This is a genomic window from Kitasatospora sp. NPDC051702 (genome assembly GCF_040681575.1).
In the GTDB taxonomy this organism is placed as follows: Bacteria; Actinomycetota; Actinomycetes; order Streptomycetales; family Streptomycetaceae; genus Kitasatospora.
In genome coordinates, this window is record NZ_JBFAZB010000062.1 from 14,411 (window position 1) to 37,273 (window position 22,863).

17 protein-coding genes are annotated in these 22,863 nt (G+C 74.6%); 5 read left to right on the plus strand and 12 right to left on the minus strand.

Going from position 1 to position 22,863, the window contains the following annotated elements; translation table 11 throughout:
- Nucleotides 1–102: 102 nt before the first annotated feature.
- From AB0N04_RS34650 to AB0N04_RS34665, 4 genes are all read left to right on the plus strand, one after another.
- Complete coding sequence (locus AB0N04_RS34650) at nucleotides 103–1,002, plus strand: glutamate ABC transporter substrate-binding protein (RefSeq protein WP_360222190.1); 900 nt, start codon at nucleotides 103–105, stop codon at nucleotides 1,000–1,002.
- Between the two features lie 66 nt (nucleotides 1,003–1,068).
- Nucleotides 1,069–1,719: an amino acid ABC transporter permease gene (locus AB0N04_RS34655; protein ID WP_360222187.1), complete on the plus strand. Its 651-nt coding sequence runs from the start codon at nucleotides 1,069–1,071 to the stop codon at nucleotides 1,717–1,719.
- On the plus strand, nucleotides 1,716–2,567 hold the full coding sequence (locus AB0N04_RS34660; protein ID WP_360222184.1) for an amino acid ABC transporter permease: 852 nt from the start codon (nucleotides 1,716–1,718) through the stop codon (nucleotides 2,565–2,567). Before AB0N04_RS34655 ends, AB0N04_RS34660 begins: the two co-directional genes overlap by 4 nt.
- A gap of 122 nt (nucleotides 2,568–2,689) precedes the next feature.
- Nucleotides 2,690–4,462, plus strand: a complete 1,773-nt coding sequence (locus AB0N04_RS34665; protein WP_360222181.1) for an FAD-dependent monooxygenase — start codon at nucleotides 2,690–2,692, stop codon at nucleotides 4,460–4,462.
- Between the two features lie 33 nt (nucleotides 4,463–4,495).
- Here the strand turns inward: AB0N04_RS34665 and AB0N04_RS34670 are convergent, their stop codons facing one another.
- From AB0N04_RS34670 to AB0N04_RS34690, 5 genes are all read right to left on the minus strand, one after another.
- Nucleotides 4,496–5,518: a regulatory protein RecX gene (locus tag AB0N04_RS34670; protein WP_363365643.1), complete on the minus strand. Its 1,023-nt coding sequence runs from the start codon at nucleotides 5,516–5,518 to the stop codon at nucleotides 4,496–4,498.
- A 4-nt stretch (nucleotides 5,519–5,522) separates the two neighbouring features.
- A complete protein-coding gene (gene recA / locus AB0N04_RS34675) occupies nucleotides 5,523–6,641 on the minus strand; it encodes a recombinase RecA (protein ID WP_360221009.1) in 1,119 nt (372 codons plus the stop codon).
- A 193-nt stretch (nucleotides 6,642–6,834) separates the two neighbouring features.
- A complete protein-coding gene (locus tag AB0N04_RS34680; protein WP_360221012.1) occupies nucleotides 6,835–7,968 on the minus strand; it encodes an AI-2E family transporter in 1,134 nt (377 codons plus the stop codon).
- 195 nt (nucleotides 7,969–8,163) lie between these two features.
- Nucleotides 8,164–8,358: a DUF3046 domain-containing protein gene (locus AB0N04_RS34685; protein ID WP_360221015.1), complete on the minus strand. Its 195-nt coding sequence runs from the start codon at nucleotides 8,356–8,358 to the stop codon at nucleotides 8,164–8,166.
- A gap of 53 nt (nucleotides 8,359–8,411) precedes the next feature.
- Nucleotides 8,412–9,941, minus strand: coding sequence for a S8 family serine peptidase (locus AB0N04_RS34690; RefSeq protein ID WP_360221018.1), 1,530 nt, complete (start codon nucleotides 9,939–9,941; stop codon nucleotides 8,412–8,414).
- Between the two features lie 149 nt (nucleotides 9,942–10,090).
- Between AB0N04_RS34690 and AB0N04_RS34695 the strand changes: the two genes are divergently transcribed.
- Nucleotides 10,091–14,821 (plus strand): ATP-dependent helicase, encoded by a 4,731-nt coding sequence (locus AB0N04_RS34695; protein ID WP_360221021.1) that lies wholly within the window; start codon nucleotides 10,091–10,093, stop codon nucleotides 14,819–14,821.
- A 122-nt stretch (nucleotides 14,822–14,943) separates the two neighbouring features.
- Here the strand turns inward: AB0N04_RS34695 and AB0N04_RS34700 are convergent, their stop codons facing one another.
- From AB0N04_RS34700 to AB0N04_RS34730, 7 genes are all read right to left on the minus strand, one after another.
- Nucleotides 14,944–15,240 carry a hypothetical protein gene (locus AB0N04_RS34700; RefSeq protein ID WP_360221024.1) on the minus strand — a complete coding sequence of 99 codons (297 nt, stop codon included), beginning with the start codon at nucleotides 15,238–15,240 and terminating at the stop codon, nucleotides 14,944–14,946.
- 55 nt (nucleotides 15,241–15,295) lie between these two features.
- Nucleotides 15,296–15,664 carry a helix-turn-helix transcriptional regulator gene (locus tag AB0N04_RS34705; RefSeq protein ID WP_030290911.1) on the minus strand — a complete coding sequence of 123 codons (369 nt, stop codon included), beginning with the start codon at nucleotides 15,662–15,664 and terminating at the stop codon, nucleotides 15,296–15,298.
- A 366-nt stretch (nucleotides 15,665–16,030) separates the two neighbouring features.
- Nucleotides 16,031–16,507, minus strand: a complete 477-nt coding sequence (locus AB0N04_RS34710; protein WP_360221048.1) for a CinA family protein — start codon at nucleotides 16,505–16,507, stop codon at nucleotides 16,031–16,033.
- A gap of 122 nt (nucleotides 16,508–16,629) precedes the next feature.
- Complete coding sequence (pgsA, locus tag AB0N04_RS34715) at nucleotides 16,630–17,268, minus strand: CDP-diacylglycerol--glycerol-3-phosphate 3-phosphatidyltransferase (RefSeq protein ID WP_360221027.1); 639 nt, start codon at nucleotides 17,266–17,268, stop codon at nucleotides 16,630–16,632.
- On the minus strand, nucleotides 17,265–18,758 hold the full coding sequence (gene rimO / locus AB0N04_RS34720; protein ID WP_360221030.1) for a 30S ribosomal protein S12 methylthiotransferase RimO: 1,494 nt from the start codon (nucleotides 18,756–18,758) through the stop codon (nucleotides 17,265–17,267). The genes pgsA and rimO overlap by 4 nt, the downstream gene beginning before the upstream one ends.
- Nucleotides 18,759–18,866: 108 nt before the next feature.
- Entirely contained in the window at nucleotides 18,867–19,727 is an 861-nt protein-coding gene (locus tag AB0N04_RS34725) for a RodZ domain-containing protein (RefSeq protein ID WP_360221033.1), read from the minus strand.
- Nucleotides 19,728–20,121: 394 nt separating this feature from the next.
- Nucleotides 20,122–22,815 carry a DNA translocase FtsK gene (locus AB0N04_RS34730; protein ID WP_360221036.1) on the minus strand — a complete coding sequence of 898 codons (2,694 nt, stop codon included), beginning with the start codon at nucleotides 22,813–22,815 and terminating at the stop codon, nucleotides 20,122–20,124.
- Nucleotides 22,816–22,863 lie beyond the last annotated feature (48 nt).

Genomic DNA, 22,863 nt, shown 5'->3' on the forward strand with positions numbered 1-22,863 from the left:
GGCCGCCGCCGGCAAGGGCGCCGGACGGCCCTGCCCGTGTACACAACTTCCAGACGCCAGAGCCCGGTTGAACCGTGGCCAAGCTCCCAGGAGAACACCCTCATGAGGACTCGTCGCACCCTCGCCGTCGCGCTCTGTGCCGTCGCGCTCACCGCCACCGCCGCCTGCGGCAAGGACGGCTCGCCCGGCTCCGCCGCGAGCTCCGGCAACGCGCCGGCGCTGCCGACCTACACGGTCAAGACCGACGTCAAGATCGACTCCGCGATCCTCGCCGAGGCCAGGAAGCGCGGCCAGCTGATCATCGGCGCCAAGGCCGACCAGCCGTTCCTGGGCTTCGAGGACGTCGCCAGCGGCGACCGCAGCGGCTTCGACATCGAGATCGCCAAGATGATCGCCGCCGACCTCGGCTTCACCCCGCAGCAGATCAAGTGGCAGACCCTGGTCTCCTCGCAGCGCGAGCCGGCCATCGCCAAGGGCCAGATCGACTTCTACGTCGGCACCTACAGCATCAACGACGAGCGCAAAAAGACGGTCTCCTTCGCCGGCCCGTACTACATCGCCGGCCAGGACCTGCTGGTGAAGAAGGACAACACCTCGATCACCGGCCCGGAGAGCGTCAGCGGCAAGAACGTCTGCACCGCCACCGGCTCGACCTCGATCAAGAACATCCAGCAGTACAACCCGAAGATCACCCAGTTCGACACCTACTCGGCCTGCGTCGAGAAGCTGCTCGCCGGCGAGGTCGACGCGGTCACCACCGACGACGCGATCCTCAAGGGCTACGCCTCCAAGTTCGCCGGCAAGCTCCAGGTGGTCGGCAAGCCGTTCACCAAGGAGAACTACGGCGTCGGCCTCAACAAGGACGACGCGGCCCTGCGCGGCGCCATCACCGACGCCCTCAAGGCCCACGAGGAGAACGGCGACTGGAAGAAGGCCTACGACGCGACGCTCGGCCTGTCCGGCTCCGCCGCGCCCGCCGTGCCCACCCTCGACCGCTACTGATCCGCACGCGGCGAACCGCCGCGGCCACACGTTCCCGACCCGACATCCTGAGAGGAGGGCCGCCGGATGGGGTTCCTGTTCGAGGACGACAACTTCGCGTTGTTCCGCGACGGCTTCCTGCAGACGATCGAGCTGAGCGCGCTCAGCGCCCTGCTCGCCCTGCTGCTGGGCACCCTGCTGGCGGCCTTCCGGGTCTCCCCGGTACCGGTGCTGCGCGCCTTCGGCACCACCTGGGTGACGCTGTTCCGCAACACCCCGCTGACGCTGCTGTTCTTCGCGGTCACCTTCGGGCTGCCGGCGCTGGGCGTGCACTTCAGCCACCTCGCCTTCGCCGTGCTGGCGCTCGGCGGATACACCGCCTCGTTCGTCTGCGAGGTGATCCGCTCCGGCATCAACACCGTGCCGCTCGGCCAGGCGGAGGCCGCCCGCAGCCTCGGCATGGGCTTCGGCCAGACGCTCACCCTGGTCGTCCTGCCGCAGGCCGCCCGGACCGTCCTGGCCCCGCTGAGCAGCGTGTTCATCGCGCTGCCGAGGAACTCGGCGATCGCCGGCGCGTTCAGCGTCAGCGAGCTGTACAGCGCCCAGCAGACCTTCTCCGAGAAGGGCTACTCCATCTTCTCGATCTTCTTCTGGATCGCCTGCGCCTACCTGGTGATCAGCGCCACGGTCGCCGCGCTGTTCCGCTTCCTGGAGTCCCGACTGGCGGTGGCCCGATGAGCAAGACCTCCACCCGCGTCCCGACGGCCAGCGTCCTCTACGACGCCCCCGGCCCGCGCGCCCGCAACCGGTACCGCCTCTTCGGGGTGCTGTCGCTGCTCGGCGTCGCCGGACTGCTCTGGTACGCCTTCACCGCGCTCGACGACAACGGGCAGTTCGACCCCCAGCTGTGGGACGCCTTCCAGTACAACACCGTCCAGCAGTGGATCCTGGAGGGCCTGCTCGCCACCCTCAAGGCCTTCGGGCTGGCGGCGCTGTTCTCGCTCACGCTGGGCTCGCTGCTGGCCACCGGCCAGCTCTCCGACCACCGGCCGGTCCGCTGGCTCTGCGTCAGCTTCGTCCAGTTCTTCCGGGCGATGCCGCTGCTGATCCTGATCGTCGCGCTCTACTACGCGTTCTTCGCGAAGGAGCCGATGTGGGCGCTGGTGCTCGGGCTCACCCTCTACAACGGCTCGGTCCAGGCCGAGATCATCCGCAGCGGCGTCAACGCCGTCCCGCGCGGCCAGGCCGAGGCCGCCTACGCGCTGGGCATGCGCAAGACCCAGGTGATGGCCGGCATCCTGGTGCCGCAGGCCGTCCGCTCGATGCTGCCCTCGATGATCGGCCAGCTGGTCGTCACCCTCAAGGACACCTCGCTCGGCTTCATCATCACCTACCAGGAGCTGCTGTTCATCGGCAAGAAGATCGCCAGCCAGCCGCTGAACGCCGCGGGCTTCCCCTACATCCCCGTGGTGCTGGTGATCGGCCCGATCTACATCCTGCTTTGCCTGCTGCTGACCGCGCTCGCCCGGTGGATCGAAGCACGCGGCCGTCGCGGCGCGAACCGGCGCACTTCGGCTGCTGCTTGACGGACACGCAGGTGAACTGTTGCATTGCTCTTCGTGACACCTCCCGGGAGCATCCACGCGGCATATGCGGCAGCGGTAACTGACGCCGGCCCATCGGCCGGTTCGTGCCCGGAGGTCACCGCATGGACCCGGTGATCGTGGTCGGGGCCGGACCGGTCGGTCTGGCCCTGGCCCTCGCCCTGGCCCGGCACGAGGTGCCGACCGTCGTCCTGGACGAGGGCTCCGGCCTCTGCCCCGAAGGCCCGCGCAGCGTCGTCCTCGGGGCCGACACCGCCGCCTTCCTCACCCGGATCGGCTACTCCCGGGCCGTCTCGGACTCCGCCCTATGGGACTCCTTCGCCGTCTGGCGGCGCCGCCAGGAGGTGCTGCGGATCGACCTCACCGACTCCCCCACCTTCCACCTGCCCCAGCACCGGCTCCAGCGCGGCCTGCGGGACGCCCTGACCGGCACCCCGCTGGTGAGACTCGTCCCGCTGAGCCGGGTCGTCGAACTCGAACAGGACCGCGACGGCGTCAGCGTCCGCACCCACGGCACCCAGGACGGCTCCAGCACCTGGTGGCGCGGCAGCCACCTGGTCGGCTGCGACGGAGCCCGCTCCGCCGTCCGCAAGCTCCTGAAGATCCGCTTCCCCGGCCGCCCGGCCGTCGACCGCAACGCCATCGCCACCGTCCGCGTCGACCTGCCGTTCCACGAGGCCAGACTCCACCGCGAGCCCCCGTGGCGCGGCGACCGCGAGGCCTCCGCCCGCCCCCTGCCGGACGGCGTCTGGCGGCTCGACTGGCGGCTGCCCCCCGGACGGCCCGCCCCCACCGAGCCCGTCGACCCGCACGCCACCTGGCCCGGCATCGTCACCGGCGACACCCTGCTCACCCGGGTCACCGCCACCCTGACCGGCTGGTGCGGCGAACTGCCGCGCTTCGACCTGCTGGCCGCCGCCGACCACACCGCCCAGCAGCGCCTCGCCGCCCGCTTCCGCAGCGGCCGCTGCTTCCTCGCCGGCGACGCCGCCCACCTGCACGGCGCACTCGGCATGCAGAACCTCGCCGACGGGCTGCGCGACGCCGACAACCTCGCCTGGCGGCTCGCCCTCGCCTGGCACCTCCACTCCGGCGGCCCGCAGCCCGGCGGCTCCCTGCTGGACGGCTACGAGGCGGAGCGGCGCGGCGCGGTCGGCGCCCGGCTGCGCGCCGTCGACCAGGCCATGCCGCTGCTGCGCCCGTTGCGCGGCTGGCAGCAGACCAGGCGTTCGCTGCTGGTCGGGGGGTTCCGCAAGCACGCCCCGCTGCTCGCCGACGGACAGCTCGGCACCGGCCGCTTCGGCGGCGCGCCCGCCTACCCGGCGGCGCCCTCCGGCGTCCCCGGCCGGGTGCCGGTCCAGCGCGGTGCCCGCAGCACCACCTCGCTCAGCGAACTGCTGCCCGCCACCGCGCCCGGCGTGCTCGTCCCGGACCTGCCGGTGCTGGCCGCCGACGGCACCCCCGACCACCTGCACGCCCGGCTCGGCGTCGCCTTCCTGCTGCTGCTGGTCGCCCCCGGCACCGCCGTCTGGTCCTCCGAGCACTGGCTGGGCGCCGGTCTGATGCCCCGGCTGGCCGAGGTCGCCGCCGCGCTGCCGGTGCCGGCCGAGGTGCTGGTCACCGAGGAGTACCCGGAGGCCGGGCCGCACACCGTGCTGCTGATCCGGCCGGACGGGCACCTGGTCGGCGTCACCCAGGGCGCCGCCGCCGAGGACCTGCTGGCACTGGCCGACCGGGCCCGCGGGGGGCCGGCCCCGCTGGCCGGGGCCGCGGACGCCGAGCCGGCCCGGGACCGCCCCGCCGAGGACAGCCCCGCCGAGGACAGCCCCGCCCAGGACCACCCCGCCCCCGAGCAGGTGGACTCGCCGAGCGTCTGAGCCCTCCCGGGCCCGCCCTCCCGGGGCGCGCGGCTACGTTGCGTCCTGCTCCTCCGACTCCAGCGCGCCGCGCACCACCCGGAACGCCAGCCCCTCGGAGTAGCCGCGGCGGGCCAGCATGCCGACCAGCCGGCGGGTGCGCACCTGGGCGTCCAGCCCCCGGGTGGCCCGCAGCTTGCGGTCGACGAGGGCCCTGGCGGCCTCGGTCTCGTCGTCGTGGTCGACCTGGGCGACGGCCTGCTCGACCAGGTCGGCGGCCACCCCCTTGGTGCGCAGCTCCTGGGTGAGCGCCCGCCGGGACAGGCCTCGGACGGCGTGCCGGGACTCCACCCAGGCCGCGGCGAAGGCCGCGTCGTCGATCAGCCCGACCTCTTCGAGCCGGGTGAGCACCTCGTCGGCGACGTCCTCCGGGATCTCCCGCTTGCGCAGGGCGTCGGCGAGCTGCTTGCGACTCTTGGCGGCGCCGGTGAGCAGCCGCAGGCAGATGTCGCGGGCGCGGGTCTGCGGGTCGGCCGAATCCTCGGCCCCCGCCCGTCTACGGGCGCCGGGCGCACGCCCCTCCTCCGGCTCCCCGCCCTCGGACCGCTCCGCCGCGCGCCGGGCCCGGCGCGTGCCCGTGCCGCCGCGCGGACCGGTGGCCGCTCCCCGGGGGCCTTCGGCCGGGGATCCGCCCGGCTCGTCGTCCGTCACGGCGCCGGTCGCGTCGGCCCGCTCGGCCACCAGGGCCGAGCGGCGCCGACGCCGGCCGGTGGGCAGCTCGGAGGCGGAGACGAGCCCCAGCTCGTCGACCGAGGGCTCCGCCGGTGCCGGCCCGGGCGCCGCGCCGCGCACCGCCCGGGCCGGCGCCCGGTCGAACTCCGGCTCCGAACCGGATGCCCACCGCGCGGCGGAGGACCGCTCCCGCCGCTGCCCCTTCCGGGGCCGTGACCGGGGCAGCGCCGCGGACGGCGGCTCCGGTTGCTCCGCGGGCGGCGGCTCCTCCGCGACCGCGGCGAACCAGTCCGGTGGTCCGTGGTCGTCGTCCGGGCCGCTGCCCGCCGCGTCGTGCTGTGTCAACGGCTCAGGCCTTGGCGGCCGCCGCCGTCTTCTTCGCCGCGGCCGTCTTGGCGGCGGTCGCGGTGATCGGCTTGGCCGCGCCGTCGGAGGCGGGGGCCGCCGCGTCACCCTCGGCCGGCTCCTCGACCTTGGGGCCGATGCCGAGCTTGCCCTTGATCTTCCGCTCGATCTCGTCCGCGAGCTGCGGGTTGTCCCGCAGGAAGTTGCGGGCGTTCTCCTTGCCCTGGCCGAGCTGGTCGCCCTCGTAGGTGTACCAGGCACCCGACTTGCGGATGAAGCCGTGCTCGACGCCCATGTCGATCAGGCCGCCCTCGCGGCTGATGCCGATGCCGTAGAGGATGTCGAACTCGGCCTGCTTGAACGGCGCGGCGACCTTGTTCTTGACGACCTTGACGCGGGTGCGGTTGCCGACCGCCTCGGTGCCGTCCTTCAGGGTCTCGATCCGGCGGATGTCCAGACGGACCGAGGCGTAGAACTTCAGGGCCCGGCCACCGGTCGTGGTCTCCGGCGAGCCGAACATGACGCCGATCTTCTCGCGGAGCTGGTTGATGAAGATCGCGGTGGTGTTCGACTGGTTCAGCGCACCGGCGATCTTGCGCAGCGCCTGGCTCATCAGACGGGCCTGCAGACCGACGTGCGAGTCGCCCATCTCGCCCTCGATCTCGGCGCGCGGGACGAGGGCCGCGACCGAGTCGATGATCACCAGGTCGATCGCGCCGGAGCGGATCAGCATGTCGGTGATCTCCAGGGCCTGCTCACCGGTGTCCGGCTGGCTGACCAGCAGGGCGTCGGTGTCCACGCCGAGCTTCTTGGCGTACTCCGGGTCGAGCGCGTGCTCCGCGTCGACGAAGGCGACCGTGCCGCCGGCCCGCTGGGCGTTGGCCGCCAGGTGCAGGGTCAGCGTGGTCTTGCCGGAGGACTCGGGGCCGTAGATCTCGATCACCCGGCCGCGCGGGATGCCGCCGACGCCGAGGGCGACGTCCAGGGCGGTGGACCCGGTGGAGATCACCTCGACCGGCTCGTTGGCCTTCTCACCGAGGCGCATCACCGAGCCCTTGCCGAACTGCCGCTCGATCTGGGCGAGGGCGGTCTCAAGGGCCTTCTCGCGATCCGTACCTGCCATGGCTTCCACCCTCGGGTTCTGTGCTGTGCGCTTCATCGTCCTCGACGCTAGCGCGTCCCACTGACAAACGAGCCCGACCCGGCTCCGCCTGTGGAGAACTCTTCGCCGGAGAGTACAAAGAACAACTGTTCGATTCAAGCTTCGCACGTCGGCCCGGCGGCCGGGTCACCCCCGCCGCGGCCCGGCCGCCGGATCACTCCCCGTCGCCGCCGACGATCCGCCGCAGCCGCCGCGCCGCCTCCCGGCGCAGCTCCCGCCGGGCCCGCCGCTGCTCGCCCCGGTCGATCCGCGGGTCGGTGGCCACCTCGTAGCGCCGCACGTACGTCCCGACGAAGCCCTGCAGGGTGGCCGCCGCCGGGATGGCGATCAGCGCGCCGACCGCCCCGAGCAGCGCCGCGCCCGCGATCACCGAGCCGAACGCCACCGCCGGGTGCACGTCCACCGTCCGCGCGGTGATCCTCGGGTGCAGCAGGTAGTTCTCGACCTGCTGGTAGACCACCACGAAAACCAGCACCCAGAGCGCGTCCACCGGCTCCACGGTGAGCGCCACCAGCACCGGCAGCGCGCCGGCGAGGTACGTCCCGATGGTGGGCACGAACTGCGACATGACGCCGACCCAGACCGCCAGCGCGGCCGAGTACGGCAGGTCCAGCAGCGCGAACATCACCCAGTGGCCGGCGGCCGAGACCACCGCCAGCAGCGCCCGGGAGTAGAGGTAGCCGCCGGTCTTGGCCAGGGCGATCTCCCAGGCCCGGAGCACCTCGGCCTGCTTGGCCGGCGGCAGCACCGAACAGACCGTCCGGCGCACCCGGGGGCCCTCGGCGGTGAAGTAGAAGGTGAACAGCCCGACCGTGAAGGCCTGGAAGAGCCCGCCGATCACGGTGGAGGAGACGCCCCAGACGTTGTCGGCGGCCTGCTGGGCGTAGCTCTCGATCGCCCCGGAGTCCTTGAGCAGCTTCTTCTGCAGCTCGCCCAGCGACAGGTCCTGGTGGAACGTCCGGTTGATCCAGCCGATCAGGTTGTCGACCAGGTGCGGGAGGTCTCCGGCGATCTTCGCCACCTGGTCGACCAGCAGCGTGCCGAGCGCCGCGAGGAACCCGGCCACCGCGACCCCGACGGCCACGAAGACCAGGAAGGTGCCCACCCCGCGGCGCACCCCGCGCGCCGCCATCCGGTCGACGGCCGGCTCCAGCGCCAGCGAGAGGAAGAAGGCCACCAGCAGCATCACGAAGAGGTCGATCAGCTGGTGGAAGGCCCAGTCGGCGAGCTTGAACACCCCGACCAGCACGAGGGCCAGCACCATCGCCCGGGGAAGCCAACGCGGCATCCCGCCGCTCCATTCGATCCCCCGGCCCGGCGGCCGCGCGGGTGCGGGCGGCTGGCCCGCGGCATCGTCGACGGCCTGCGCCGACCTGTCCGGTTCCGGTGCTCCTGCGCTGCTTGCCACCCCGACAGTCTCACCCATGCCCCGGGCCCGCCCGGGCGCGGGCACCCGTTCGGCCCACCGCCGGACGGGCCCGGCTCAGCGCAGCGCGCCGGAGACGCCCTGGGTCCGACAGACCACCCGCCAGACGTCCTTGGCCTCCCAGCCGGACTCCAGCGCCTGCCGCACCGTCCGCCCGCCGAGTTCGCTCATCACGTGGTCGGAGGCGAAGGACTCCGCGTACGCCTCGCCGAAGTGCGCGTACATCCGTCGCCAGAACTCCGTCAGCCTCATGCCCCCCAGTATCCCGGACCGCGCCCGCCCGCCCCGGCCGGTCCGGGGCCGGCTCACTTCGGCAGCGCGAGCAGCCCCGCACCGGCGTACTGCCGCTCCCCGCAGGCGTAGGGCCCCGGCGGGCAGGCGGCGGCCGCCGTGCCGGCCAGCAGCGCGGCGAGCGCCCCCGAGCCGTAGTCCGGGTGCAGTGCGGCGGCCACCGCGACCGCCCCGGTGACGTGCGCCGCCGCCATCGAGGTGCCCGCGAGCGCCGCGTACTGCCCGCCGGGCCAGTCGGAGACGATCGCGCCCTGCGGGCCGCCGTCCGGGTCCCCGCCGGGTGCGGCCAGCGACACCCGGCCGCGCCCGTAGTTGGAGTAGCCCGACGGGTGGCCGTCCCGGTCGACGGCGGTGACGGTGACCACCCCGGGCAGCTCGCCGGGCAGCCGGATGCACTCCGTCCCGAGGTGGCGGGTGCGGGCCGGGCCGGCGGTGCGGTCGTTGGGGCTGCGGTCGTCGGTCCGGGCCGCGCCGAGGTCCTGCCCGTCGTTGCCCGCCGAGGCGACCACCACGGCGCCCCTGCGCTGCGCGTAGCCGGCGGCGCGGCCGACGGCGGCGACCAGCGCGGCCTGGTCCCGGTCCTCCGGGCAGTTGTACTTCCACGGGTCGGCGAAGTAGCTGTTGTTGATCGCCCTGGCGCCGTGGTCGGCGGCCCAGAGCATCCCGCAGACGATGTTCTCGGCGTAGTACTGGCCGAGCGGCCCGAGCAGCCGGACGGCGGCGATCCGCACGCCGGGCGCGACCCCGGTGACGCCGTGACCGTCCCGGGCGGCGCCGACGATGCCGGCGACGTGGGTGCCGTGGCCGCTCTCGCCGACGCCCGGGTCGGGCCGCCAGGCACCGGAGCGGGCGTCCGGGCGCCCGTCGGCACAGGAGGCGGAGGCCTTCGGGTCGACGGCGGCCCGCAGGTCCGGGTGGGTGTCGTCGACGCCGGAGTCGAGCACCGCGACCAGCACCCGGTTCAGCGCCCCCGCGGTGGGCGCGGCGCCGGCCGCGGGGCCGCGCGGTGCGGCGGAGGCGTCGCCGCCCGGCGCGGGGGCGGCACCCACCAGGGCGAGGTTCCACGGGTCGCCCTCGGCCGGGTCGGGCACGGTGGGGGTGCCGCCGTCCGCCCGGTCGGCGCCGCCGCGGGCGGCCGGGCCGGCGCCGGCCGCGAAGTCCCCGGCGCCGTCGAGCAGCCGGGGCGGGCTCACCACCGGCGTGGTGCGGGTGGCGCCGACCGCGGCGATCCCGGGGCGGGTGCGCAGCCGGTCGGCGAAGCCGCCGGTGGCGTACGCCAGGACGGCCCCGATCTGCGGGTACTCCTGGACCACCTGACCGCCCGCCGCCCGGCTCTCCGCCCCGGCCCGGGCGGCGCCGGCGGCGTCCTCCTGCTCGGCCAGGACCAGGTAGCTGAGGTAGGAGCGGCCGGCCCCCGAGACGGAGGGGACGGCGCCGCCGACCACCAGCGCGGTGAGCAGCATGGCGAGCAGCGCCCGGGCGGGCCCGCCGACCCGGCGCCGGGCGGCACGGACGGGCCCGCCGCACGGGTGCACCTGCGCCATCGCACGCTCTCCGCTCGTCGGTCCGGTGGGTCACGGGTCGATCACGGTCCTGAATCATCACCATATGAGCGGATTGCCCTTTTTGCTCCTCCACGGACACCCGCGCCCGCCGGCCCCCGGTTGTCGGTGCCACCCGGCACCATGGGGGCATGGCGCCCCAGCACCCGACCCCGCCCGACGACGACCCCCTGGCCGGCTTCGCCCCGACCACCCGGGCCTGGTTCACCGGCGCCTTCTCCGCCCCCACCACCGCCCAGTCCGAGGCCTGGCGCGCCATCCGGCGCGGCACCGACGTCCTGGTGGTCGCCCCGACCGGCTCCGGCAAGACGCTCGCCGCCTTCCTCTCCGCCCTGGACCGGCTGAGCAGCACCCCGCCCCCGGCCGAACCGGCCCGCCGCTGCCGGGTCCTCTACGTCTCACCGCTCAAGGCGCTCGCGGTGGACGTCGAACGCAACCTGCGCGCCCCGCTGACCGGCCTGCGCCAGGCCGCCGTCCGGCTCGGCCTGCCCGAACCCGAGGTCCAGGTCGCCATCCGCTCCGGCGACACCCCCGCCGCCGACCGGCGACGCTTCGCGACCCACCCGCCGGACATCCTGATCACCACCCCCGAGTCGCTGTTCCTGCTGCTCACCTCCGCCTCCCGGGACGCGCTGCGCGGCGTCGACACGGTGATCCTCGACGAGGTGCACGCGGTCGCCGGCACCAAGCGCGGCGCCCACCTCGCACTCAGCCTGGAGCGGCTGGACGAACTGCTGGAGCGCCCGGCCCGCCGGATCGGCCTGTCCGCGACCGTCCGCCCGGTCGACGAGGTGGCGCGCTTCCTCAGCCCGCAGCGCGGCGCCGCCGTCGTCCAGCCCGCCACCGCCAAGGAGTTCGACCTGTCGGTGGTCGTCCCCGTCCCCGACCTGGACGACCTGCCCGCCGCCCCGGCCACCGGCGGTGCGTCCGACGCCGACCCGCAGCGCCAGACCTCGATCTGGCCGCACGTCGAGGAACGGATCGTCGACCTCGTCGAGGCGCACCGCTCGACCATCGTGTTCGCCAACTCCCGCCGCCTCGCCGAGCGCCTGTGCAACCGGCTGAACGAGATCGCCCACGAGCGCGCCACCGGCACCGCCGCCCCCGAGGCGCACGCCCCGGCCCAGCTGATGGGCGGCTCGGGGGCCGCCAAGGGGATCCCCCCGGTCATCGCCCGGGCGCACCACGGCTCCGTCTCCAAGGAGCAGCGGTCCCTGGTCGAGGAGGAGCTGAAGGCGGGTCGGCTGCCCGCCGTCGTCGCCACCTCCAGCCTGGAACTGGGCATCGACATGGGCGCCGTCGAGCTGGTCGTCCAGGTGGAGTCACCGCCCTCGGTCGCCTCCGGCCTGCAGCGGGTCGGCCGGGCCGGCCACCAGGTCGGGGCCGTCTCCACCGGCGTCTTCTTCCCCAAGTACCGGGGGGACCTCGTGCAGTCCGCCGTGGTCACCGAGCGGATGCGGGCCGGGCGGATCGAGGCGCTGCGCGTCCCGCGCAACCCGCTGGACGTCCTCGCCCAGCAGCTGGTCGCGATGACGGCACTGGACGCCTGGCCGGTGGACGAGCTGCTCACCGTGGTCCGCCGCGCCGCCCCGTTCGCCACCCTCCCGCAGTCCGCCTTCGAGGCCGTGCTCGACATGCTGGCCGGCCGCTACCCCTCGGACGCCTTCGCCGAGCTGCGCCCCCGGGTGGTCTGGGACCGCGTGGCCGGCACCGTGACGGGCCGTCCGGGCGCCCAGCGGCTCGCCGTCACCTCCGGCGGCACCATCCCCGACCGCGGCCTGTTCGGCGTCTTCATCGCCGGCACCGACCCGAAGAAGGGCGGCGGCGGGCGGCGGGTGGGCGAGCTCGACGAGGAGATGGTCTACGAGTCCCGCGTGGGCGACGTCTTCACCCTCGGCACCACCTCCTGGCGGATCGAGGACATCACCCACGACAAGGTGCTGGTCACCCCCGCTCCCGGCGTCCCCGGCCGGCTCCCGTTCTGGAAGGGCGACACCCTCGGCCGCCCGCTCGAACTCGGCCGCGCCCTCGGCGCGTTCACCCGCGAGCTGGGTGCCATGCCACCCGCCGACGCCACCGCCCGGCTCCGGCAGGCCGGCCTGGACGACTGGGCCGCCGCCAACCTGCTCGACTACCTGGCCGAGCAGCGCGCCGCCTGCGGTCACCTGCCGGACGACCGCACCATCGTGGTCGAACGCTTCCGCGACGAGCTGGGCGACTGGCGGATCGTCGTCCACTCCCCCTTCGGCGCCCAGGTGCACGCCCCCTGGGCGCTCGCCCTCGGCGCCCGGCTGCGCGAGAAGCACGGCCTCGACCCGCAGGTCATGCACGCCGACGACGGCATCGTGCTCCGGCTGCCGGACGCCGACCTGCTGTCCCCCGACTTCGACTTCGCGGGCCCCGCGGAGCCCTCCCCGGCGGACGAGGCCCCGGTCGGCGCCGACGCCGCCCTGTTCGACCCCGGCGAGATCGAGCAGCTGGTCACCGACCAGGTCGGCGGCTCGGCCCTGTTCGCCTCCCGCTTCCGCGAGTGCGCCGGCCGCGCCCTGCTGCTCCCGCGCCGCAGCCCCGGCCGCCGCACCCCGCTCTGGCAGCAGCGCCAGCGCGCCGCCCAACTCCTCGAGGTCGCCTCCGAGTACGGCTCGTTCCCGATCGTCCTGGAGGCCGTCCGCGAGTGCCTGCAGGACGTCTTCGACGTACCCGGCCTGGTCGAGCTGATGGGGGACCTCGAGTCCCGCGCCGTCCGCCTGGTCGAGGTCACCACCCCGGAGCCGTCCCCCTTCGCCCGCTCACTGCTGTTCGGCTACGTCGCCCAGTTCCTCTACGAGGGCGACTCCCCGCTCGCCGAGCGCCGCGCCGCCGCCCTCTCGCTCGACTCCCGGCTGCTCTCCGAACTCCTCGGCCAGGCCGAACTGAGCGAGCTGCTCGACCCGCAGGTGCTCGCCGAGCTGGAGGCCGAGCTCCAGCGCCTCACCCCGGAGCGCCGGGTCAGGGACGCCGAGGGCGTCGCCGACGCGCTGCGCCTGCTCGGCCCGCTCAGCGAGGCCGAGCTGACGGTGCGCGGCGCCGAGCCGCTCTGGGCGCTGGAGCTGGAGGCCGCCCGCCGGGTGATCCAGGTCCGGATCGCCGGCGAGCAGCGCTGGGCCGCGGTCGAGGACGCCGGTCGGCTGCGCGACGCGCTCGGCACCCCGCTGCCGGTCGGCGTCCCGGAGGCGTTCACCGAGCCGGTCAAGGACCCGCTGGGCGACCTCCTCGCCCGGCACGCCCGCACCCACGGCCCGTTCACCGCCGCCGAGGCCGCCGCCCGGTTCGGCCTCGGCACCGCCGTCGTCACCGGCACCCTGCACCGCCTCACCTCCGCCGGGCGCCTGGTGCAGGGCCAGTTCCGGCCGGTGGAGAGCCACACCGCCGGCGTCGAGTGGTGCGACGCCGAGGTGCTGCGCCGGCTGCGCCGCCGCTCGCTCGCCGCTCTGCGCCAGGAGGTCGAGCCCGTCCCGCCCCGGGCGCTGGCCGCCTTCCTCCCACAGTGGCAGCACCTGGCCGGCCACCGGCTGCGCGGCCCCGACGGCCTGCTCCGGGTGGTCGAGCAGCTCCAGGGCACCGCCCTGCCCGCCTCCGCCCTGGAGAAGCTGATCCTGCCGGCCCGGCTCGCCGACTACTCCCCCGGCCTGCTGGACGAACTGACGGCCGCCGGCGAGATCGGCTGGTGCGGGGCCGGCGCCCTGCCCGGCAAGGACGGCTGGCTCAGCCTGCACCTGACCGAGAACGCCCACCTGCTGCGCCCCGACGCCGTCCCGCCCGCGCTGACGCCCGTGCACGACGCCCTGCTGCGGGCGCTGGCCGGCGGCTACGGCCTGTTCTTCCGCCAGCTCGTCCAGCAGCTCCCGGAGGACGTCCCCGAGCCGGAGGCGGTGGCGGCCCTCTGGGACCTCGTCTGGGCCGGTTACGTCACCAACGACACCCTGGCCCCGCTGCGCGCCCTGCTCGGCTCCGGCCGGACGGCCGGGGCCACCGCCCACCGCGCCCCCCGGGCGACGCCGCGCGGCCGCTACGGCGGCGCCGGCCGCTCCTTCGGCCGGGCCGGCGGCGCCCTGCGCAGCGGCCCGCCGACGGTGGCCGGCCGCTGGTCGCTGCTGCCCGCCCCGGCGGCCGACCCGACGCTGCGGGCCACCAGCCGGGCCCAGAGCCTGCTGGACCGGCACGGTCTGCTCACCCGGGGCGCGGTGGCGGCGGAGCGGGTGCCCGGCGGCTTCGCCGGGGTGTACCGGGTGCTCGCCGCGATGGAGGAGCGCGGCCGGGCCCGCCGGGGCTACTTCGTCGAGGGGCTGGGCGGGGCCCAGTTCGCCATGGACGGCGCGGCCGACCGGCTGCGCTCGGTGCACTCCCGACTGGAGCGGGCCCGGGGGGTCGAGTGGCCGGCCGCGCCGGCCGCGGAGCCCCCGCAGGTGCTGGTGCTCGCCGCCGCCGACCCGGCGAACGCCTACGGCGCGGCGCTGCCCTGGCCGGAGCCGCCGACCGGCTCCGGGGCGAAGGAGGCCACGGGTGCCGGGGGCACCGGGGAGGCGAAGGAGGTCCGGGCGCACCGCCCCGGCCGCAAGGCGGGCGCCCTGGTGGTGCTGGTGGACGGCGAGCTGGCGCTGTACGTCGAGCGGGGCGGCAAGTCGCTGCTGGCCTGGCCGGAGGACGCGGCCACCCGGGCGCTGGCGGCGGGCGCGCTGGCGGGCGCGGTCCGCGAGGGCGCCCTGGGCAGCGTCACGGTGGAGCGGGCGAACGGCGAGCCGGCCCTCGGCTCGGAGCTCGGTGCGGCACTGGAGGAGGCCGGCTTCCACGCGACCCCGCGCGGTCTGCGCCTGCGGCCCTGACGGTGCCGTCGGCCCGGGGCCCGGCCCCCGTCGGAGCAGCAGAAGGCCGCGAGTCCACCGGACCCGCGGCCTTCCCGTCCACTCGTCGCGCCGGTACGACCGGGCTCACCCGTACGGGTGAATCAGCCGGTCGGCGGCGGTTGCGTCTCCACCCGGCCCGCGGCCCGTGCGGCCCGCGCCCGCGGGCGCCGCTGCGGTCCGGTCGCGCTCCGGTCTGCGTGCACCGGGATCAGACCGAGCCCCCAGCCTCCGGCCGCGAGCAACCCGAGGGCCGCGCCGTCCGCCAGCTGGCCCCGGATCACCAGGAGCCAACAGAGGAGGCCGGCGGTGAGGACCGCCAGGACCCGGCGGGCCGACCAGGACACCACGTGCCGCAGCCGTATTCGGGCCTCCGTGCACACCGTCGACGCTCTTCGCACGACCGCCCTCCTTCGCTCGCCCCGGGCACCAGGAGCCCAGGAGTCGAGGCCGGGTTCAGGCGGCGACCACGTCCATCGCGGCGGCCTTGGGCGACATGTTCGCCCGGTCGGCGCCGGGGGCGGGCAGCGGTACCGGTTCGAGCACCGGCCTCAGCAGATCACCTTCGGAGAGGGTGGCCATCGCCGCAAGTTCGGCGAGCGAGAGTTCGTCGCTGACCTCGCGCATGACCTCGGACATCCGGACGTCGAGTGCGTCGCAGATGGCGGAGAGCAGCTCCGAGGAGGCCTCCTTCTGTCCCCGCTCGACCTCGGAGAGGTAACCGAGCGAAACCCGTGCGGCCGCCGACACCTCGCGGAGTGTGCGGCCCTGGCGCTGGCGCTGCCGACGCAGTACATCGCCCAGTAGGCGACGGAGCAGGATCATCGGTGCCTCCCTCCTCGGACTGCGGATCGAGATGTCACGCCCCCACCGTACCGCCTTGCCCGCTTCGCGTGCGGGGACCCTGGTCGTGTTCACTCTGGGCTGCAAGGCCGTCCCCCTCCTCGCGGCGGTGTCGTACCCGGGTCCGCGGGCCCCTCGTGGTACCCGTCGCGGCCCGCCCGGCCACCGTCACGCAACTCGTTCGCCACCTGGTTTCTGCCCAACCAGGGCCTTGGATGTAACACGATCCTCCAGCTGTCCCATACCCGTGCGCCGGATCGACGGATCCCGGTCGGGTGGAGTTCTCCGCGACCGCGGCTCCACCAGGACTCCACCGGCGCCCGAGGCGCGGGGGCCGGGCCCACGAGGTCAGGTCGTGGGCGCACCGGCCGGGAGGCTCCCGACGAGCAGTTCCAGGGCGGTGGTCACCGCCCCGTGACGGATTGTGGCACGGTCCCCCGACAGCCGGGGCGAACTGACCAGAGTTCCCCCCGGGCCGGCCACCGCGAGGTGTACGGTGCCCACCGGCCGGCCGTCCTGCGGGTCCGGTCCGGCGACCCCGGTCGTCGCGAGGCCGTAGGTCGCCCCCAGCAGCCGGCGCACGCCCTCGGCCATCTGCCGGGCCACCACCGGGTGCACCGGCCCGTGGACGGCCAGCAGCCCCTCGTCCACGCCGAGCACCGAGGCCTTGAGGTCGGTGGCGTACGCGGTGACGGAGCCGCGGAAGGTCGCGGACGCCCCGGGGACGTCCACCAGCGCGGCCGCCAGCAGCCCGCCGGTCAGCGACTCGGCGACGGCCAGCGAGGCGCCCCCGGCGCGCAGCGCGGCGTGCGCCCGCGCCGCCAGGTCGTGCTGAGCCGGGTCGTGCTGAGCCAAGTCGTGCTGAGCCGGATCGCACCGGACCGGGTCGCGCCGAGCCGGCTCGTGCCCCGCCGTGTCCTGCCGCGCCACCCGCGCTCCCCCCTCGTTCACCGGCCCGCGCGCTCCGCGGCCAGTCCCTCGCGGCGCAGGCGCAGCGCCTGTCCGACGTAGTCCAGTGCGGTGCCGACGGTCAGCAGCACCGCCAGGGCCATCAGCACGGCCCGCGCGGTGGCGAGCCAGCCGGTCAGCTCCAGGACGTACATGCCGACGGCGATGCCCTGGGTGAGCGTCTTGAGCTTGCCGCCGCGGCTGGCCGGGATGACCCCGTAGCGGATGACCCAGAAGCGCATCAGGGTGATGCCGAGTTCGCGGGCCAGGATCACCACGGTGACCCACCAGGGCAGGTCGCCGAGCAGCGAGAGGCCGATCAGGGCCGCGCCCATGATCGCCTTGTCGGCGATCGGGTCGGCGATCTTCCCGAAGTCGGTGACCAGGCCCTTGCGCCGGGCCAGCTCGCCGTCGAACAGGTCGGTGATCATCGCGACGGCGAACGAGGCCCAGGCGACGGAGCGCCACTTGGGGTCGTGCCCGCCGTCGGCGAACAGCAGCGTCACGAAGACCGGCACCAGCAGCAGCCGGAGCATCGTGAGCATGTTGGCGATGTTCCAGACACCCGGCGGCGGCGGTACCGCGGCCACCGGTCTGTCCGGGTGGGCCGCGGCCGGGGCGCCGGGCCCCTTGGTCATTCCCCGGCTCCCGGGGCCTTGGGGGCCCGCACCTGCTCCAGCGCCTCGGCGATCAGGTCGACGCCCTCGCTGGCCACCACGGTGGCCCGGTGGAACTGCCCCACCGCGGGGTCCTCGACGCCGAGCAGGGTGGTCAGGCCGTCGGTCTCGGGCGCCTGGTGGGCGGCCCGGCCCTCGACCACCCCGTCCTCGACCGACTCGATCAGCACCTCGACCTCGGTGCCGATCCGCTGTTCGGCCCGCTGGGCGGTCATCTCCTCGGCCAGTCGGCTCAGCCGGCTCAGGCGGTCGGCGATGACGTCCTCGGGCAGCTTGCCGTCGTAGGTGGCGGCCTCGGTGCCGTCCTCGTCCGAGTAGCCGAAGACGCCGATCGCGTCGAGCCCGGCGTGGGTGACGAAGCGTTCCAGCTCGGCGAAGTCCTCCTCGGTCTCACCGGGGAAGCCGACGATGAAGTTGGACCGGGCGCCGGCCTGCGGGGCCCGGTCGCGGATGGTCTTCAGCAGCTCCAGGAACTGGTCGGTGGAGCCGAAGCGCCGCATCCGGCGCAGCACGGCCGGCGCCGAGTGCTGGAAGGAGAGGTCGAAGTAGGGCACCACGTCGGTGATCCCGGTCATCGCGTCGATCAGGCCGGGGCGCATCTCGGCCGGCTGCAGGTAGGAGACCCGGACCCGCTCGACGCCCTCGATCGAGGAGATCTCGCCGAGCAGCGTCTCCAGCAGGCGGATGTCGCCGAGGTCCTTGCCGTACGAGGTGTTGTTCTCGCTCACCAGGACGATCTCGCGCACGCCCTGCCCGGCCAGCCACTGGGCCTCGTGCAGCACGTCGGAGGGGCGGCGGGAGATGAACGAGCCGCGGAAGGCGGGGATGGCGCAGAACGAACAGCGCCGGTCGCAGCCGGAGGCGAGCTTGACGGAGGCGACCGGGTTGTCGTCGAGCCGCTTGCGCAGGGTGCGCGGGCCGGAGGCCGGGGCGAGGCCGTCGGGCAGGTCGGCGATCGGTTCGGCGGGGGCCTCGGCGGCGCCGTGGCCGGGCAGCGCGACGGCCTCGGCGGCGGCCTGCCGTTCGGCCGGGCTGATCGGCAGGAGCTTGCGGCGGTCGCGCGGGAGGTGCGGGGCGTGGTGGCCGCCGGAGAGGATCGTCTGGAGCCGGTCGGAGATGTCGGCGTAGTCGTCGAAGCCGAGCACCCCGTCGGCCTCGGGCAGCGCGTCGGCGAGCTCCTTGCCGTACCGCTCGGCCATGCAGCCGACCGCGACGACGGCCTGGGTGCGGCCGTGTCCCTTCAGGTCGTTGGCCTCCAGCAGGGCGTCCACGGAGTCCTTCTTGGCGGCTTCGACGAAGCCGCAGGTGTTGACGACGGCGACGTCCGCGGCGGCGGCGTCGTCGACGAGCAACCAGCCGTCGGCCTCCAGTCGCCCGGCGAGTTCCTCGGAGTCCACCTCGTTGCGGGCGCATCCGAGCGTGACAAGGGCGACAGTGCGGCGTTCAGGCATAGGCCCAAGATTAACGCGCGGCCTCCGGTGCCGTTCGCCCCGGAGGCCGCGCGCCTCGGATTACCAGATCTTCACCAGGTCTCCGACCCCTCCACAGGCCTGCTCTGGTCAGCCCGCCTGCGGGTCGCCGGGGGTGTACGTGACGTGCACCACCTGGCCGTCCTTGCCGAGGAGACCGAGGTCCTTCCCGTTGACGTACGCGTGCACGGCCCCGCCGTTGCCGAGCACCAACTTGATCTGCTTCCCGTCGGTGAACGTCTGGTCCTGGCCGTCGCTGATGTTGTTCTGGAACAGCGACTTCCCGGTGCCGTCCACCGCGGACACCCAGCTGGTGCCCTCGGCGACCAGCTTCACGGTCACCTTGTCGGCCGGCACGGCGGCGATCGCGGCGGCGCTGGGAGCGGGTGCCGGGGGCTGCACGGTGGGCGAGGGGGCCGGGGCGAGGGAGCCGGTGCCGGAGCCGCTGGGCAGCGGCGCGCTGGCGGAGCCGGTCCCGGTGTGGCCGGTCTTGCCGTTCACCAGGTTGAAGCCGATCAGGGCGACCACGGCGACGATCGCGGCGACCATCGCCGCCGCCCAGTTCGGCCGACCGCGGCCGGGCACCTTGATCGGCCCGCTGTCGATCAGCTGGGTGGGGCGCTTGGAGGCGGGCGAGCCGCCGTGCGCGTCGTCGTAGCGGGCGACCAGCTCCTCGCCGTCCACGCCGACGGCGCGGGCGATCGAGCGGATGTGTCCGCGGGCGTAGAAGTCGCCGCCGCAGCGGCCGAAGTCGTCCTCCTCGATGGCATGGACGATCGGCACCCGTACCCGGGTCGCCGTACTCACCTGGTCCACCGTGAGCCCGGCCTCGATCCGGGCGGCGGACAGCACCCGGCCGATGCTCGGGGCATCGGCCGCCTGAACCGCGGCGTCGGACGGCTGCGCGGACGACGGGGCGTTCTCGCGGTCGGGGGACTTGCCGATGGTCACGGGGCACGCCTTTCGAGCGGATGGCCACCTGCTGGGGAACAGTCTAGGGGCGCGGGCGGATCGTTTCTCAAGCGGAACAGGACCGAATGCGCACACCCGCCCCGACCGGGGCCCCGCACCCCGCTGACCCGCTGTCAGCGGGCCCGCGCGGGGAACCCCGGGCTTCGCTTTCCGGCCTGTGACGCGGTGTACGCACGTTCGGTTCCCACCACGGCGCCTACCCCCCTCCGAACGAGTGACACCTCCCCGGGGGCACGGGTCCCGAGGGGCACCGGCCCCCAGGGGCGCCGGTCCGGGGGAGCGCCGGTCCCGGGGAACGCGGGTCCGCCGAAGAGACGCGTCCAGCGGGGGGAACGGGCCCGACGGGGGGACGGGCCGACGGAGGGACGGGCCGTCACCCGCGCAGGGTCACCAGTACCCCGTCCAGCTCGTCCGGCTTCACCAGCACGTCACGGGCCTTGGAGCCCTCGCTCGGCCCGACGATCCCCCGCGACTCCATCAGGTCCATCAGCCGGCCGGCCTTGGCGAAGCCGACCCGGAGCTTGCGCTGGAGCATCGAGGTCGAGCCGAACTGGGTGGAGACCACCAGTTCGGCCGCCTGGATCAGCAGGTCCAGGTCGTCGCCGATCTCCTCGTCGATCTCCTTCTTCGGCCCGCCGCCGACCGTCACGTCGTCCCGGTAGACGGCGGTGAGCTGGTCCTTGCAGTGCTGGACGACCGCGGCGATCTCCGCCTCGGTGACGAACGCGCCCTGCATGCGGATCGGCTTGCTGGCACCCATCGGGAGGAAGAGCGCGTCGCCCTTGCCGATCAGCTTCTCGGCGCCGGGCTGGTCCAGGATGACCCGGGAGTCGGCCATCGCGGAGGTCGCGAAGGCCAGCCGGGACGGCACGTTGGCCTTGATCAGACCGGTCACCACGTCCACCGAGGGCCGCTGGGTCGCCAGCACCAGGTGGATGCCGGCCGCACGGGCCAGCTGGGTGATCCGGACCACCGAGTCCTCGACGTCGCGCGGCGCGACCATCATCAGGTCGGCCAGCTCGTCGACGATCACCAGCAGGTACGGGTACGGCGTCAGTTCCCGCTCGCTGCCGAGCGGCGGGGTGACCTTGCCGGCCCGCACCGCGGCGTTGAAGTCGTCCACGTGCCGGAAGCCGAAGGCCGCCAGGTCGTCGTAGCGCAGGTCCATCTCGCGCACCACCCACTGGAGGGCCTCCGCGGCCTTCTTGGGGTTGGTGATGATCGGCGTGATCAGGTGCGGGATGCCCTCGTAGGCGGTCAGCTCGACCCGCTTGGGGTCGACCAGCACCATCCGCACCTCGTCCGGGGTGGCCCGGGCGAGCACCGAGGTGATCAGGCAGTTGATGCAGGACGACTTGCCCGCGCCGGTGGCGCCGGCCACCAGGATGTGCGGCATCTTGGCGAGGTTGGCCATCACGGTGTGGCCCTCGACGTCCTTGCCCATGCCGACGACCATCGGGTGGGTGTCCTCGGCCGCCGTGCGCGAGCGCAGCAGGTCGCCGAGGTTGACCATCTCGCGGTCCCGGTTGGGGATCTCGATGCCGACCGCGGACTTGCCCGGGATCGGGCTGATGATCCGCACGTCCGGGCTGGCCACCGCGTACGCGATGTTCTTGGCGAGCGCGGTGATCCGCTCCACCTTGACGGCCGGGCCGAGCTCGACCTCGTAGCGGGTGACCGTCGGGCCGCGGGTGAAGCCGGTGACCCTGGCGTCCACCTTGAACTCGGAGAAGGTGCCGGTGAGCTGGGCCACCACCTCGTCGTTGAGGGCGCTGCGGGCCTTGGCCGGGCCGCCGCGCTCCAGCAGGTCGAGCGGGGGGAGCGCGTAGGTGATGTCGCCGGAGAGCTGGAGCTGCTCCATGCGCACCGGCGCCGCGCCGTGCTCCTCGGGTGCGCCGGGGCCGCCGCTGCGGGCGGCCGGGACGGCCGCCTCCTCGGGCGGGGCGGTGCGGTCCTGCACCTGGTGCATCATGTCCGCCACCGCCGAGGAGGCGGGCACCCCGTAGACCAGCGCGCCGTCCAGGTCGGCGGCGGCGCCGGCGGCGAGGTTGCGGGTGGCGTACGGGTCCAGCGGCTCCTTGTCCAGGGAGACCCGGACGGCCTCCGGCCCGTCCTGCTCGGCCGGGTCCGGCTTGCGCCGGCGGCGGCGCCGGCGGGCGGCCACCTCGTCGCGCGGGTCCTCGCCGCCGGCGTCCACGGTGAACGGCAGCGCCGAGGGGTCGGCGTCCTCCGGCGGCTCGGTGGACAGCTCGCGCTCCGGCGCGCGCCCGTCGCGCGTCCCGTCCCCGGGCCGGGGCTCGACCACGCCGAGCCGGACGCCGGCCGAGCGCAGCCGCTCGAAGATGCGGTTGACCGGGGTGGCGGTGATCACCAGCACCCCGAAGAAGGCCAGCAGCAGGAGCAGCGGCACGGCCAGCGTAGGGCCGGCGGCGGCCATCATCGGGGTGGAGGCGGCCCAGCCGATGATCCCGCCGGCCGCCCTTATCCGCGAGGCGCCGCTGCCCATCGTGGGGGCGCCGCAGCCGATGTGGACCAGGCCGAGGACGCCGACCAGCAGCGCGCTCAGCCCGATCATGATCCGCCCGTTGGCCTCCGGCAGCTCCGGGTGGCGCCAGAGCCGGATGGCGATCGCGGCGAGCAGGAAGGGCACCAGCACGTCGAGCCGGCCGAACAGCCCGGACACCACCGCGGTGGCCCCCTCCCCCAGCCAGCCCTCCGGGCTGAACCAGGTGCCGGCCGCGGTCACCAGGGCGAGCGCGAACAGCAACAGGCCCACGCCGTCCTTGCGGTGGGCCGGGTGGAGGTTCTTGGCGCCGTCGCCGAAGCCGCGGAAGACCGCGGCGACCGCGTTCGCCAGGCCGAGCCAGACGGCCCGCACGGCGCGGAAGAGGATCGGCCTGGGCGGGGGCGGCGGGGCGGGCTTGGCCGCCGTCGCCTTCTTCGCGGGGGCCGCCTTCTTGGTCGCCGCCTTCTTCGCGGGCGGCTTGCCCGGGGCCTTCGCCGCGGCCTTCTTGGACGGTCCCGGACCGGGGTTGCGTGCCGCGCTGCCGGGCGTACGTGTGGCCATGGGTCAGCAGCCTACCGGGGCGGGCGACCCCGGGACATGCGGCCGAGC

What these genes read in the sequence shown, in the direction of transcription:
- AB0N04_RS34650 (WP_360222190.1), top strand. Translation starts at nt 103, where the DNA reads ATGAGGACTCGTCGCACCCTCGCCGTCGCGCTCTGTGCCGTCGCGCTC.
- pgsA (WP_360221027.1), bottom strand. Translation starts at nt 17,268, where the DNA reads ATGACCAAGGGGCCCGGCGCCCCGGCCGCGGCCCACCCGGACAGACCG.
- rimO (WP_360221030.1), bottom strand. Translation starts at nt 18,758, where the DNA reads ATGCCTGAACGCCGCACTGTCGCCCTTGTCACGCTCGGATGCGCCCGC.
- AB0N04_RS34690 (WP_360221018.1), bottom strand. Translation starts at nt 9,941, where the DNA reads ATGGCGCAGGTGCACCCGTGCGGCGGGCCCGTCCGTGCCGCCCGGCGC.
- AB0N04_RS34695 (WP_360221021.1), top strand. Translation starts at nt 10,091, where the DNA reads ATGGCGCCCCAGCACCCGACCCCGCCCGACGACGACCCCCTGGCCGGC.
- AB0N04_RS34685 (WP_360221015.1), bottom strand. Translation starts at nt 8,358, where the DNA reads ATGAGGCTGACGGAGTTCTGGCGACGGATGTACGCGCACTTCGGCGAG.
- AB0N04_RS34660 (WP_360222184.1), top strand. Translation starts at nt 1,716, where the DNA reads ATGAGCAAGACCTCCACCCGCGTCCCGACGGCCAGCGTCCTCTACGAC.
- AB0N04_RS34680 (WP_360221012.1), bottom strand. Translation starts at nt 7,968, where the DNA reads ATGCCGCGTTGGCTTCCCCGGGCGATGGTGCTGGCCCTCGTGCTGGTC.
- AB0N04_RS34730 (WP_360221036.1), bottom strand. Translation starts at nt 22,815, where the DNA reads ATGGCCACACGTACGCCCGGCAGCGCGGCACGCAACCCCGGTCCGGGA.
- AB0N04_RS34655 (WP_360222187.1), top strand. Translation starts at nt 1,069, where the DNA reads ATGGGGTTCCTGTTCGAGGACGACAACTTCGCGTTGTTCCGCGACGGC.
- AB0N04_RS34705 (WP_030290911.1), bottom strand. Translation starts at nt 15,664, where the DNA reads ATGATCCTGCTCCGTCGCCTACTGGGCGATGTACTGCGTCGGCAGCGC.
- AB0N04_RS34665 (WP_360222181.1), top strand. Translation starts at nt 2,690, where the DNA reads ATGGACCCGGTGATCGTGGTCGGGGCCGGACCGGTCGGTCTGGCCCTG.
- recA (WP_360221009.1), bottom strand. Translation starts at nt 6,641, where the DNA reads ATGGCAGGTACGGATCGCGAGAAGGCCCTTGAGACCGCCCTCGCCCAG.